The organism is Janthinobacterium sp. 78 (assembly GCF_003096775.1).
GTDB classification, from domain to species: Bacteria; Pseudomonadota; Gammaproteobacteria; order Burkholderiales; family Burkholderiaceae_D; genus Janthinobacterium; species Janthinobacterium tructae.
Genome location: NZ_QENT01000001.1, coordinates 5714284 through 5727933, shown reverse-complemented (window position 1 = coordinate 5727933; position 13650 = coordinate 5714284). Strand labels below are relative to the sequence as shown.

General features: G+C 64.4%; 12 protein-coding genes and 1 pseudogene. 3 read left to right on the top strand and 10 right to left on the bottom strand.

Annotated elements, in window-relative coordinates; genetic code table 11:
- Window positions 1-43 precede the first annotated feature (43 nt).
- Window positions 44-793 carry a TorF family putative porin gene (locus tag C8C92_RS25185; RefSeq protein ID WP_116746119.1) on the top strand — a complete coding sequence of 250 codons (750 nt, stop codon included), beginning with the start codon at window positions 44-46 and terminating at the stop codon, window positions 791-793.
- 64 nt (window positions 794-857) lie between these two features.
- Here the strand turns inward: C8C92_RS25185 and C8C92_RS25180 are convergent, their stop codons facing one another.
- From C8C92_RS25180 to C8C92_RS25170, 3 genes are read right to left on the bottom strand one after another with little or no spacing between them, the layout of a single operon-like run.
- Entirely contained in the window at window positions 858-1367 is a 510-nt protein-coding gene (locus C8C92_RS25180) for a cobyrinic acid ac-diamide synthase (RefSeq protein WP_243420353.1), read from the bottom strand.
- Window positions 1368-1377: 10 nt separating this feature from the next.
- Window positions 1378-2409, bottom strand: a complete 1032-nt coding sequence (gene dapA, locus C8C92_RS25175) for a 4-hydroxy-tetrahydrodipicolinate synthase (protein WP_099762117.1) — start codon at window positions 2407-2409, stop codon at window positions 1378-1380.
- Window positions 2406-2714 (bottom strand): hypothetical protein, encoded by a 309-nt coding sequence (locus tag C8C92_RS25170; protein ID WP_243136064.1) that lies wholly within the window; start codon window positions 2712-2714, stop codon window positions 2406-2408. Before C8C92_RS25170 ends, dapA begins: the two co-directional genes overlap by 4 nt.
- Before the next feature lie 220 nt (window positions 2715-2934).
- Between C8C92_RS25170 and C8C92_RS25165 the strand changes: the two genes are divergently transcribed.
- On the top strand, window positions 2935-3936 hold the full coding sequence (locus tag C8C92_RS25165; protein WP_207781049.1) for a type 1 glutamine amidotransferase: 1002 nt from the start codon (window positions 2935-2937) through the stop codon (window positions 3934-3936).
- Window positions 3933-5012 (top strand): alginate lyase family protein, encoded by a 1080-nt coding sequence (locus C8C92_RS25160; RefSeq protein ID WP_133250826.1) that lies wholly within the window; start codon window positions 3933-3935, stop codon window positions 5010-5012. The genes C8C92_RS25165 and C8C92_RS25160 overlap by 4 nt, the downstream gene beginning before the upstream one ends.
- A gap of 13 nt (window positions 5013-5025) precedes the next feature.
- Here the strand turns inward: C8C92_RS25160 and C8C92_RS25155 are convergent, their stop codons facing one another.
- The 7 genes and pseudogenes from C8C92_RS25155 to C8C92_RS25130 all read right to left on the bottom strand — a co-directional run bounded on the left by C8C92_RS25155 (window position 5026) and on the right by C8C92_RS25130 (window position 13642).
- Complete coding sequence (locus tag C8C92_RS25155) at window positions 5026-7497, bottom strand: TonB-dependent receptor (protein ID WP_116745574.1); 2472 nt, start codon at window positions 7495-7497, stop codon at window positions 5026-5028.
- A gap of 95 nt (window positions 7498-7592) precedes the next feature.
- On the bottom strand, window positions 7593-8237 hold the full coding sequence (locus tag C8C92_RS27890) for a FecR domain-containing protein (protein ID WP_243420440.1): 645 nt from the start codon (window positions 8235-8237) through the stop codon (window positions 7593-7595).
- A gap of 189 nt (window positions 8238-8426) precedes the next feature.
- A pseudogene (locus tag C8C92_RS27885) lies at window positions 8427-8909 on the bottom strand (sigma-70 family RNA polymerase sigma factor); the annotation flags it as partial.
- Window positions 8910-9184: 275 nt separating this feature from the next.
- On the bottom strand, window positions 9185-10315 hold the full coding sequence (locus tag C8C92_RS25145) for a YbdK family carboxylate-amine ligase (protein WP_116745572.1): 1131 nt from the start codon (window positions 10313-10315) through the stop codon (window positions 9185-9187).
- Window positions 10316-11503, bottom strand: a complete 1188-nt coding sequence (locus C8C92_RS25140; RefSeq protein ID WP_165829546.1) for a cation:proton antiporter — start codon at window positions 11501-11503, stop codon at window positions 10316-10318.
- Window positions 11504-11816: 313 nt separating this feature from the next.
- On the bottom strand, window positions 11817-12986 hold the full coding sequence (locus tag C8C92_RS25135; RefSeq protein WP_116745571.1) for a VWA domain-containing protein: 1170 nt from the start codon (window positions 12984-12986) through the stop codon (window positions 11817-11819).
- Window positions 12980-13642, bottom strand: coding sequence for a GNAT family protein (locus C8C92_RS25130; protein WP_116745570.1), 663 nt, complete (start codon window positions 13640-13642; stop codon window positions 12980-12982). The genes C8C92_RS25135 and C8C92_RS25130 overlap by 7 nt, the downstream gene beginning before the upstream one ends.
- Window positions 13643-13650 lie beyond the last annotated feature (8 nt).

Genomic DNA, 13650 nt, shown 5'->3' with positions numbered 1-13650 from the left:
CATGTTGGCAAAGGCCCATACCACCCATGAAGAAGAAGAAACCATGAATAAAATGATACTTGCACTTGCCGTCGCCACCGCCTTTACGGGCAGCCTGGCCCACGCGGAAGAGGCCAAGCCCGACAACGAAGTCAGCTTCAACGTGGCCGGCGTGTCCGACTACCGTTATCGCGGCATTTCGCAGACGCGCTTGAAACCCGCGCTGCAGGGCGGCGTCGACTACGTCAACAACCCGACCGGCCTGTATGCGGGCGCCTGGGCTTCCACCATCAAGTGGACCAAGGATGCGGGCGGCAGCGGCGACGTGGAATTGGACCTGTATGCGGGCAAGCGCGGCCAGCTGACCAGCGATATAGGCTACGACGTGGGCGTACTGGCGTATGTGTATGCGGACAACGGCTTGAACCATATCGACGGCCTGGCCAACGCGGACACGCAGGAAGTCTACGGCCAGCTGTCGTATGGCCCCGCCTACATCAAGTATTCGCACGCCGTCTCCAATCTGTTCGGCATCGTCAACAGCAAGAACAGCGCTTACCTGGACATCGGCGCGAATATCGACCTGACGAACGGCTGGACCGGTAACCTGCACGCGGGCCACCAGAAGGTCAAAAACAATGATGCGGCTAGCTACACGGACTGGAAAGTGGGCGTCACGCGCGATTTCGGCGTGGTGACGGGCGCGCTGGCCGTGATCGGCACGAACGCGGGCAAGTCGGCCTATGCGTCGCCAGTGAATGGCAAATTCATGGGCAAGACGGCGCTGCTGCTGACGGTCAGCAAAACGTTTTAATGGACTGAGTTGAGTGAGAGGAGAGGCGGCGCATGCGCCGCCTTTTTTTGCGTGTCCAGCCAGGCTAGGCAGGCAGATTGAAAACGGCGCAATACAGCTGTCCCAGGCTGACCACGCGGGCGGCCGGAATCTGTGCGGCCAGTGCATGGGCGGGGGCCGCTTGTGTATCCGTTGCCAGCAGGACGCGCAGGTCGGGATTGACGCTGCGCGCGTGCGCGATGCGGCGCGCCAGGCCAGCCTGCGCGTCGCCGTCCACGACGCCGTCGAGCGGCACCACCAGTACGCGCGCGGCGATCAGGGCCGAACGGCTGCCCATGGAGTCGCGGCCTTCGCTGTCGATGACGATGTCGTGGTAGCAGTTCACCAGGTGTTCCAGCTCCGGCTGCAAGCCCTTGGCGCTGATGGCGCGCGCCATCAGGCGTGGCCGCGTCAGGCTGCCGTGCATGGCGCCGTCGTGCATGTTCCTGGCCTGCTCCATGGCGCCCTGGCGCGGATCGGCATCGAGCAGCAATACCTTGCGTCCGGCCAGTGCACGCGAGGCGGCCAGTCGCCCGGCCAGGATGGATTTCTCCATCCCCCCGCGTTCATCCGTGATGGCGATGATCATCTTGGCGCACGGCTGGCATGATGTTGGAAGCGGAGACCAGCTGCAGCAGACAGCCTTCACGCGGCGCGTCCCTGTCGCTGGCGGTCCATACGGGCAGTTCCATCAGGGGCTCGAGTGCTTCGGCCAGCTTGTGCTGGCCGGCGGACGACATCGGCGTCATCGGCAGGCGCAGCTCGTCGCGCACCTTGCCCTGCATGGCCAGTGCCGCCTTCACGGGGCCAGGATTGGGTTCGGCAAACAGCAGGCGGATGACGGGCAACATGACCTTGAACAGGGCGCCGGCGGCGCCGTGGCGGCCCTGCCTGACCAGGTGGTACAGCTGCGCATACAGGTCGGGGCGTACCTGGGCGGCGGCCGACATGGCGCCGTGGCCGCCCATGGACAGGCTGGCCAGCAGCAGCGCATCGTCGCCGCACAGCACATCGAGGCGCGTGTCGAGCAGCAGTTCGCCCAGTTGTTGCAGCTTGCCGCCCGCTTCCTTGATGGCGACGAAGTGCGAGTCGCGCGCCAGCAGCGCCGCTGTCTGCGGTTCGAGATTGACGCCCGTACGTGCCGGCACGTTGTACAGCACGATGGACTGGTCGGTGGCGGCGGCGATGGCCTCGAAGTGGCGCACGATGCCGTCCTGCGAAGGGCGTACATAGGACGGTGCGGAGATCAGCAGGCCGGCCAGCGGATGGTCGTGATAGCGCTGTACCGTGGCGACGACGCTGCGCGTATCGCTGCCGCCGATCCCCATCACGACGGGGAAGCGGGGGCCGATGGCTTCGAGCACGCTATCGAGCAGCATGGTGTGTTCCGCGGCGCTCAGCATGGCCGCTTCGCCCGTGGTGCCGCACACCACCAAGCCATCGACGCCGCTGGTGGCCAGCTCGCTGGCCAGCTGCTGGGCGGCGTCGAAGTCGATCTCGCCGTCACGGAATGGCGTGACCATCGGCACCCAGATACCCTGGAAGTGCGCGGTGATGCGCGATGAAGACATCGCCTGCTCGCAGGCATACTGGTTCATAGCGATTTCCCCTGGCTGATGCGGCCAAATTCCGCCGCCGGCAGCAGGCGCATGACGGCATCCATGGTCAGGCGCAGGGCCGGCTCCGTCACGCACAGCCAGACCTTCATGCGTTCGGCGTGGTCGACCGCCTCGACGCGCATGAACGACAGCATGCCGCCGCACGTCCTGACGACCAGCTGGCGCAGCTCGGCCAGGCAGGACTTGTCGACCGTGATATGCATGAGGAAAGTGGGCAGGCGGGGATGGCGGTGGGGCAGTGCTTGATGCGCTTGATGCGTTTGCAGGCGTGAATGGGGTTCCATGGTGGCTTTGCAGCGGTGGTTGAGGTACGTTCAAGATTAGCAGCGGGAGCGTAAAGATTCTCTAAAAAGCGGGGTCTTTGGTGTAAACGGACTGTATGCAGTGTTATTGCCGGCGTGTTGCGTGGATGCGCCGCGCCTGTGCTTTTGTTACAAAATTGAATCGTGCTTTGGGAGTCAGGGGTTTATATTGAAAGCGTCCCCGCTTTCAGTCAGCCTTGCCATGTCAGACGAAAAAGATCCCCAGCATCCCCCTTCCACCGATCCCGCAGCGCCAGCGCCGTCAAGGCCTGACCGCGTGGGCCGCCGGGCGCCCGATGATGAGCACCGCGCGCGCGATGCGGCCCCTCGCTACCTGAAGGATAACGATACGCCGCTGGCGCTGGCCTGGCGCGTGATCTCGTCGCGCTACCGCTCCATGCGCGACAAGGCCAGCCGCGATTTCATGCGGCGCACCCTGCGCATCGGCATCTCGGCGCGCATTTTCCACCCGGAGCCGGGTGCCACTGGCCTGCGCAGCAAGAACCTGCAATACCTGGAAGAGTCGATCGCGCAGTGGGTCATGTCGCGCGATGTGCTGGTGTTCATGATCCCGACCGTCAATACCAGTGGCCAGCTACACCCGAGCAATATCACCTTGCGCCACTATGCGCGCCACCTGGACGGCCTGGTGCTGCAGGGCGGTGCCGACGTCTCGCCGCAGACGTATTCCGAGGCGGCCACGCGGCCGGAATGGAACGGCGACCGGGCGCGCGACCTGTACGAACTGGAACTGCTGCACGAATTCGTCGATGCGGGCAAACCCGTGCTGGGCATATGCCGCGGCTGCCAACTGATCAACGTGGGCTTTGGCGGCACCCTGTACCAGGACATCGCTTCGGACGTGGAAGGTGCGACTTCCCACGTCAACGACCTGTATGACCGTCACCGCCACACCATCGTCTTCCCGAAAGGCTCGTCGCTGGCGGGCATGTTCCCGAAGGCGGGCGAGGCGCTGGTCAATTCCATCCACCACCAGTCGGTCAAGGAGCTGGGGCGCGATATCACCGTGGAAGCGTATTCGCAGGGCGACAATATCGTCGAAGCCATCCGCTACCAGCGGGCGCGCTTCGTCATGGGCTTGCAGTGGCACCCGGAATTCCATTCGGCGGGCGGCGTCGAACTGCTCGATTGCACGCCCATCCTCGATAACTTTTTGCGCGCAGCGCGGGAGACGCGGTTTTGAGTACGCATCTGATGCGCCGGCGCATTGTGCTGGCCGGCTTGCTGGCGCTGCCCCTGGCAGGCTTGCGCGCCGCGCCGCGCCCGCATGAGGGGGCGCTGCCGTTTGCGCTGACGTCCGCCGCGCGCGCCCGCACGCTCAAGGCGCGGGTGGCGCCGGCCATTGCCGAGCAGGTGCTCAAGACGGCGCGCAAGGATGCGGCGCGGCCCGTGCACCTGATGGCCGAAGTGCGCACGGGCGGCTTGCTGAAGGGAGAAGGCGGACGCGAGACCAGCCAGCAGGCGCAGGAGGACTGGCGCCAGGTGCGCCTGCAGGCGCTGGCCTGGAGATTATCGGGCGAGATGGCGCATTTCGAGGCAGCGCGCCAGTTGCTGCTGGCCTGGAGCGGTACTTATCAGCCATCGTTCAGTCCCGTCGACGAGACGGAGCTGGCCAGCCTGCTGATCGGCTTTGACCTGGTACAGGAGCGCTTGAACGGCGTCGAGCGCGAACAGGTGCAGGCGTTTTGCCGCACCCTGGCGCAAGGGTATCTGAGTGATCCCATCAAGGTGGGCGGTCCGTCCACGGCGCGCAACAATTGGCATAGCCACCGCATCAAGATCGGCACGGCCGCCGCGTATGTCACGGGCGACGCCTTGCTGATCGCGCGCGCGAAGGAGCGCTTCCTGGCGCACGTGCCGCGCAATATCGGCGCCGGCGGCGTGCCCTTCGACTTCGAGCAGCGCGACGCCCTGCATTACACCACCTACAGCCTGGAGCCGCTGCTGACGACAGCCCTGATGGCGCAGGCGCATGGCGACGACTGGTATGGTGCGCCGGAAGCGCGGCGCCTGGCCGAGGCGCTGGCCTGGCTGGCGCCGTATGCGCAGGGCCGAAAGACGCACGAGGAGTTCGCGAAAAGCGCCGTGCCCTTCGACCGCAAACGCGTGGCGGCCGGTGAAAAGGGTTTTACGGGGAACTGGGAGAGCAAGGGCGCCGCCAATGTGTACCTGCTGGCGGCGCGCTTCGACCCCGCTTACCTGTCGCTGGCGCTGGAATTGCACCCGCCAGCCTGGGCGCTGGCGCTGTACGGAACTTAGTTAGAACTTCGCGTTAAAACTTCGTCCGTACGGTGAACATCACATTGCGCGGTTCGCCGTAGAAGCCCGTCTGGAACAGACCCAGTCCCGTGAAGTACTTCTTGTCGAGCAGGTTGTTCACGTTGAGGCTGGCCGTGACGTTCTTGCTGATCTCGTAGCGCGCCATCAGGTTGACCAGCGCATAGCCGCCCTGCTTGATGCGGGAATAGTCCACGATGGCGGGGTTCCAGATATTGCCGTGGTAGCTGCTTTGCCAGTTGATGCCGCCACCGACGGTCAGCTTGTCCAGGCTGGCCGGCAGGCGCCACGTGCCCTGTACGCGCACCAGGTGGGCAGGCTGCGTGGTTTGCATCATGGTGGAAAACACGTCCTTGCCATCCGCGTCGCGCACATGCGCATAGGTATAGCCGGCGCTCAGCTTCACGTCCTTCATCACTTCGCCCGTCACTTCCATTTCCACGCCGCGGCTGGTGACGCCATCGATGGCCTTGAACACGGCCTCACCGTTGACTTCGCCCGCAGGGCCGGCCACGTTGCTTTGGCGGATCTGGAACAGGGCGGCGCTGGCATTGACCTTGCCATCCAAATATTCTGCCTTCACGCCTGCTTCAACACCCTTGCCGCGCACGGGCGACAGAAAATTACGGTTCACGTCGCGGTTGCTCTGCGGCGCAAAGATGCTGGTGTAGCTGCCGAACACGGAATAGGTCTTGTCGAGGTCATACACGACGCCCGCATACGGCGTGATGACGTTGGTTTCCTCGATGCGCGAAGTGATGCGCGCAGTCTTGGGGTCGAAGAAGCTGCGGTCCGTCTCTTGCTTGTAGTTGCTGACGCGCGCGCCGACGATGACGGACAGCGCGTCAAGCGGATGCAGGCGCAGCGCGCCATACAGGCCGCTCTGGCGCGTGCTGTCGTTGTCGTTGCCCAGGCGCTTGAACGCCGGTTCCGCGTACTGGCCGCGCCAGTCGAAGTAACTGCTGTCCAGGGTCGGATAGACTGATTCGTAGACGGGGCCATCCTGCTTTGCCGTCGAGGTGGAGTAGCCGAGCATCGCTTCATGCTGGCGGCCGAAGGCCATGAACGGGCCGCTGGCGTCCACGTTGACGGTGGTCTGGCGGCGGTCGCCCTTGTATTTGCCCATGAAGAAAAACGTGCCTTCGCCCGTATCGGGGCGGGGATTGCCGCCGCTGGCCGAACCGAGCACGCTGTCATGCTTGCTGCGCAACTGGTTGGCGCTCAATTTCACTTTCCACGCGTTGGCGAACGTATGCTCCAGCGCCGTGAATAGGGTGGTGTTCTGCATGTCGCGGCGGCTCCAGTCCGTGGCCGGATTCCACGCGGTGGGGAAATCCGTGCGGGTGCCGTCGGAGAGCAGGACAGGGAAACCCGTCCAGGTCGAGCCGCGCGGTTTGTAATCCTGGTGCGTGAAGCCGGCCGTCAGCAGGGTGACTTGCGTCAGGTCCGCCTCGATGATGCCGTAGGCGACGGATTTTTGCTGCGTGTAGCGGTCCAGGTAGGAGTGCTTGTCCTGGTAGGCGGCCACCAGGCGGCCGCGCAGCGTGCGGCTGTCGTTCAGGGGGCCGGAGACATCGGCTTCGGCGCGGTAGTTGTCCCACGATCCCGCGCCCAGGGTGGCCGAGCCCTCGAAGCTGGCGGTGGGGCGCTTGCGCACCATGTTGACGGTGGCCGACGGGTCGCCCGAGCCGCTCATCAGCCCCGTCGCGCCCTTCAGCACTTCGATGCGGTCATAGATGGCCATGTCGCTGTTGGTCGTGCCCCAGTCGTACACGCCGTCATAGATGGCCGACACGCCGTCGTACTGGAAATTGGTGACGGCAAAGCCGCGCGCCTGGAAGCTCCAGCGGTCGCTGTCATAGTTTTGCACGCTCACGCCATTGACGTTTTTCATGACGTCGGAAACGGCGTTGCTGTTCTGGTCATCCATCTGCTGGCGCGTGACGATGGTCAGCGACTGCGGCGTTTCGCGCTGCGTCAGGGCCAGTCCCGTGGCGCCGCTGGCGGGGCCGCCCGTGTAGCTGCCCGTGCCGCTGGTGGCGGCGCTGCGCTCGGCCGCCGCCACCACGGTGACGCCGCTCATGACGGCCACGCCACGGCTGTCCGCCGTGGGTGCGCTGGCGCTGGCGGGGGTCTTTTGCAGCAGGTAGCCGCCATTCGATTGCGGCACGGCTTGCAGGCCGCTGCCGGCCAGCAGCAGGCGGAAGCCCTCCTGCAGGCCATAGCTGCCTTGCAGGCCGGCGCTGCGCAAGCCTTGCGTGGACTCGCTGGAGAACGACAATAAAATGGCGCTGTCGCTGCCGAAGCGCGTCAGCACGTCACCGAGCGCGCCGGCCGGAATGCTGTAGGCGCGCACTTGCCGGGTTTGCTCCTGGGCTGATGCCGGCAGGGCCAGGGCCAAGCCGATCTGCGACAGGGCGCACGCCAGGACGGTGCGGGTAAGGAGGGAACGCGAAGCGTGATGCATGGAATAAAACCTTTCGTGGATGCGCAAGATGGAGACTACCTGTCTACCAAGTCACGCGAGCACGGCGAAACAGCTCACTTTGCAGAAAATTTAATTCAATGCGCCGCCAGTTCGATCCTGACGATTTGCCGGCCCCAGAAGCGCGTGACGGTATTGCGCCGCAGTTGCAGGCTGGCACTGACGGCGTCGAGGATGGCGCCCACATCGGCCAGCGGGTAGGAACCGGACACGCGCAGGCTGGCGACGGCGGGGGGACAGCCCAGCGGATGATCGCTGTAGCGCGTCAGCTCGGCGAGGAAATCGGCCAGGCGCATGTCGCGCGCCACCAGCATGCCATCGAGCCACGCGCCGCCATACGGCGCCAGCGCCTGGCGGTGAGCACCCGTACCGTCGAAATGCGCGCCTTCGCCTGGATGCAGCACCAGGCGCTGAGCGCCATCATCGGCCAGCACGGCGACGGCGCCTTCGAGCACGCCGGCGCTGGCGTATTGCTCGTGCAGGCGCACGGTGAAACGCGTGCCCAGCGCCTGCAGGCTGCCGTGCGGCGTGTCAACGAAGAACGGACGTTGTGCCGCTTCCTTGCCGGTGGCGATGAAGATCTCGCCTGCCAGCAGTTGAATGCGGCGTTGTGCGCCGCTGTAGTCGACATTCACGGCGCTGCTGGTGTTGAGCGTGAGCTGCGTGCCATCAGCGAGGGTCACGACGCGGCGCTGGTTGACGGCCGTGCGGTAGTCGGCCATCCAGCCGCGCCATGGGCTGCGGCGTTCGAACGCATACAGCGAGGCGCCGCAGGCCAGCAGCAGGGCCAGGGTCTTGATGGCATGGCGGCGCGGCGCGTTGGCTTGCACGCAGGCGCGCAGCAGGCTCGCGTGCGCTGCGGGTGGCAGATGCTCGTGCTGCGTTTGCAGCTGCTGCCACGCCTGCGTGGCGCTGCCGGCGCGCTGCAGATGGCGTTTTACTGTCGCCAGCGAGATGCCGAGCTGGCGCGCGATGTCTTCCTGCGGCAGCTCGTCGAGCTGGCGCAGCAGGAAGGCCCGCTTCACGGGGGGCGGCAAGCCGTCGAGCATGCGGTCGAGTTCAAACACGGTGGCCAGCAGCAGCGCGCGTTCTTCCGGTGATGGCGCATGCGGGGGCGGCAGCTGCGCCAGCACGTCGAGGTAAGCCTGTTCCAGCTTCTGGCGGCGGTAATGGTTGAACAGCACGCGCTGCGCCACGGTAGCCAGAAAGGCACGCGGTTCGCGCGCGGCGACGGCGTCTTCTCGGTCGAGCAGGCGCATAAAGGTGTCCTGCGCCACATCGGCCGCGCAGGCCGTGCTGCCGAGTTTTTTACGCAGCCAGCCCTGCAGCCAGCCGTGGTGGTCGGCATACAGTGTCGCGATGTCCTGGCGTTGTAGCGGCTCTGCCAGCGGCATCGCGTTCCCCTTGCATGACCCGCCCGGGTGGGCTGGTGTTTTTAAACAGTAATAAGAATCATTCTCACTTATTGTAACAAGCGGGGGAGGTGGCTGTAAATGACGGGCAGGCGGGGTGTGGTTTTTTGGGTTGCGTTGTTGGGGTAAAAATCACGATGACTGGCAAAACCGTCGCGAGCGGAAGGGAGAGGTGGCTAAGAAGCGCAACCGTACGAAGGTACGGTGAGCATCGCAGGCCGCCTATACCGACGCGCAGCAGGTTTGGCCAGGCATCCTCAGTAATTCATCGGTTCGCCCCGGAAGCATCTGATCGCGGAATCGACCATGCCCTCGGCACTGCCCTGCACATTGCGCTGCTTGCGCAGGTATTGCGCGTCGCTCCATTGCTTGGCCACGTCCGACAGGTGTTTCAGGGCCGGCGTGCTGCCCAGCGCCTCGGCGTGCGGTTCCATTTTGCGCAAGGTGGTCATGATGTCTTCGCGCAGCGACATCGTTTCGTAGGTTTTCGGATGCGTGATGGCGCCATCGAGGCCGAAGCGGCAAGCCTGGAAGCGGTTGTAGTTATATACGAGGTAATCGTCTTCCACCGGCGGCACCTCCTTGCGTTCGAGCAGGTAGCGGCACAGCGCCTGCAGGTAGGCGGCCAGCGCGGCGGCCCGCTCCACCGTCAGCGGCGTGTCGCACACGCGCAGTTCAATGGTGCCGAATTCCGGCTTGGGACGGATGTCCCAGTAAAAATCCTTCATGCTCTTGATGATGCCCGTGTTCTCCATCTTGGCAAAATACTCGTTGGAGAACTGCTCCCAGCTCAAGGTGAACGGCGCGCGCCCGCTCATGGGAAACGCGAACACGGAGTTCAGGCGGGCCGAATCGAACAGGGTATCGCGTCCCTGCACGTAGGGCGAGGACGCCGACAGGGCGATGAAGTGGGGGATGTAGCGGTTCAGCGAATGCAGCAGGAACATGGCGTCGTCGCCCGAGGCGCAGCCGATGTGCACGTGCTGGCCGAAGATGGTGAATTGCTTGGCCAGGTAGCCGTACAGTTCCGAAATCTCCTGGAAGCGGGGCTTGGAAAAGATCTTTTGCGACGACCATTGCTGGAACGGATGCGTGCCGCCGCCGGCGATGCCGATATTGAGCTTGTCGCCGGCCGTGATCAAGGTGTCGCGGATTTCCTGCAACTGCGCCAGCAGGGGGCCGTGATGCGTGTGCACGCTGGAGTTAATCTCGATCATGCTCTCGGTGATTTCCGGCGTGACGTTGCCGGGGAACGGTTTTTTATTCAGCAGATGCAGCAGGTCGGGGCTGGCGGCCGTCAAGTCGTAGTCCGACAGGTTCACCAGTTGCAGTTCGAGTTCGACGCCAAAGGTCAGCGCGGCCGATTGGCCAAAGGGTTCCAGCGGCATTTAGCGCTCCTTGATTTCGTGGGTTTCTTTGGCCAGCATCAGCACGCGCTGCACCAGCACGGGGCCGACCAGTTCCAGGCCCAGGGTGATGGCGGCCAGGGCGTTCAATTCGTCGCCGAAGTTCACGCCGTGCTGGCGCGCGTGTTCCAGCAGCAGGATGATGAAGACGGAGACGGGCGTCAGTGCCACGCCCGTCAGCACGCCCTTGCGCCAGGAAATGCCGCTGACGTGCGAGAACGCGGCCACGCCGGCGACTTTCGTCAGCAGGCGTCCGCCGACGACGGCCAGGGCCAGGCCCGCACCGGCCGTCACGCTGGCCCATTCCAGGGTCGAGGCGGCATACACGAACAGCAGCACCGTCAGCAGCTCGCCCAGCGCGCCGAAATTGCGCTGCGCCTGGCTGAAGGCCACGCGGCGGTGGCGTGCCACCAGGCCGAAGGTGAGCGTGGCCAGCAGCGGCGACAGGCTGGTGGTGTAGGTCAGTGCGACGAGCAGCATCACCGACAGCGCGAACGCCACGGTGGCGTCCTGCGCCATATTGCCCAGGCGGCGCAGCATGGCCGGCACGACGATGCCGAAGACGGTGCCGGCGGCCACCGAGGCGGCCAGCACGGCGGCGCTGCTGCTGCTCGCCTCGATCAGGTCGGTGGAGCTCTGGAACATCCAGAAGCCGACGATGATGTTGAACGTGAAGACGGCCAGCACGCAATTGAGGGCGGTGAGGTGGACGATGCGTTCCGTCACCTGGCCCGAGCTGCGTTCCTCGTTGATGACGCGCATGATGGTGGCCGGAGAAGTGGACATGGCCAGGGACGCCAGCAGCAGCGCCGTCATCGAGGTGCTGCCGAATTCGATACCGATGAAGTAGACGACGGCAAAGGTCAGCAGGGATTCCACCAGGCCCGTGACGGCGATCCATGGGTTGTTCTTCAGCCAGCGCAGGTTGATGCGGTAGCCCACCTCGAACAGGATCAGGCCGAAGGCCACGTCGGCCAGCACCAGCATGGGGCCGGCGTCCGTCTGCGGCAGCACGCCTACCTGCGTCTGCGCGAGGACGAAACCGATCACGCCGTAAAAACTGATGCGCGGCAGGCCCGTCCAGCGGTGACCGAATTCGCCCACCACCCAGGCCAGGGTAATGGCGAATGGCCAGGACAGGTCGGCGGCGATCGAGATCAGACTTTGCATGCTCATTCCTTTGAAAATGGCGCTGGCACCGGCCGGCAGCACGGGGGCTGGCGCGGCTAGGTCGTGGTGCAGCGATGGTGCATGGTTTGCGCAGAGCGATACGCCGATTCTACCGGAGCAGACGGCGCGCACGATGTGCGCAATCGAACAGTGTCGCGGCCATGGCGGCCGCGCACAGGATGCAGCAGGATGGGGCAGGGCTGGTGTCAGCGTATGGTACCCGCCCGCAGCGGAGATGCTCCGCACGGTAGTTTTGTACCGCAGTGTACGACATGGCGGCGGCATGCCGCCATGGACTTTTTGTTGTGCGACTTTATTTACTGAGCAGACGCATGCCCCGTTCCAGCCCGTCGATCGACAGGGGGAACATGCGGTTGTTCATCAATTGCCGCATCACGCCGATCGACTGGCGGTACTGCCACAATCCCTCCGCCTCGGGATTGAGCCAGATGAATTTCGGGAACGCCTGGGTAAAGCGTGCCAGCCACGTCGATCCCGCTTCCTCGTTGTTGTATTCGACGCTGCCGCCCGGCTGCAGGATTTCATAGGGACTCATGGTGGCGTCGCCGACAAAAATCAGCTTGGTGTCGGGCGGGTATTTGCGCAGCACGTCCCAGGTGGGGAAACGCTCGGCGTTGCGGCGCCGGTTGTTCTTCCACAAGGTGTCGTAGACGCAGTTATGGAAGTAAAAGAACTCCATGTTCTTGAATTCCGTCTTCGCCGCCGAAAACAACTCCTCGGTGCGCTCGATATGGTCGTCCATGCTGCCGCCCACGTCGAACAGCATCAGCACCTTGATGCGGTTCTTGCGTTCGGGCCGCATCCGGATGTCGAGATAACCGGCGTTATTCGCCGTGGCGGCGATGGTGGCGTCGAGCGCCAGTTCGTCTTCCGCGCCTTCGCGCGCGAACTTGCGCAGGCGGCGCAGGGCCACCTTGATGTTGCGCGTGCCCAGTTCGCGCTCGGTGTCGTAATCCTTGTAGCTGCGTGCTTCCCACACTTTTACTGCCGTGCGGTTGCCGCCCTTGCCGCCGATGCGGATGCCTTCCGGATTCGTGCCGCCATTGCCGAATGGCGAGGTGCCGCCCGTGCCGATCCACTTGCTGCCGCCCTCGTGGCGCTCCTTCTGCTCCTTCAGCAGTTCATTGAGGCGGTCCATCAGCTTGTCGTAGCCGAATTTTTCCAGCTGCGCCTTCTGCTCGTCGGACAGTTCGCGCTGCATGCGTTTCAGCAGCCAGTCGAGCGGTATCGCCGCATTCGTCTCGAAGGCCGCGTTGACGCCCTTGAAGTACTGCGCAAACGCGCGGTCGAACTTGTCGAAATGCGCTTCATCCTTGACCAGGGTCAGGCGCGCCAGATAGTAGAAATCGTCCATCGAGGCGCCGATGATGTTCTTTTGCAGCGCCTCAAGCAGGGTCAGAAATTCCTTGATCGAGACGGGAATCTTCGCATCCTTGAGCGTGAAGAAGAAATCGATCAGCATGGCGCTTCCTCTGTCCCTGCTTCGGTCCCTTTACCTCCTGCGCGGGGCAGTGCGGTGATGGGGCGCTGCGCCAGCTTGTAGCGCAGATGGGCGGCAATTTCCGGCCACTCGCCGCGCGTGATGCTGTACATGACGGTATCGCGCACGGTGCCGTCGCGGCGCAGCGCATGGTGGCGCAGCACGCCATCCTTTTTCGCGCCCAGGCGCTCGATGGCCGCCTGCGAGGCGTGGTTGAAATTATCGGTGCGCAGGCCCACTAGCGCGTAGCCGAGCGTGTCGAAGGCGTGCGCCAGCAGCAGCAATTTGCAGGTGGTGTTGACGTGGCTGCGCTGGTAGCGCTTGGCGTACCAGGTGTAGCCGATTTCCAGGCGGCCAATGGCTGGCAGCACGTCGTGGTAGCTGGTGGTGCCGAGCACCTCGCCACTGGCCGCGTCGATGACGGCAAAGGCGAAGCGCGAAGGGCGCATCTCGATGCCCTTGAAAATATACTGGTCCACCTGCTCCGGTTCGGGCACGGAAGTGACGCGCAGATTCCACAGCTCGCCATCCGTGGCCGCCGCGCGCAGGCCTTGCGCGTGGTGTGGCGCCAGCGCTTCGAGGCGGATGCCGTGCAGTTCCAGGGGCACGAAGACCTTGTCCGGGCTGATGTCGTTCACCGGCGCTC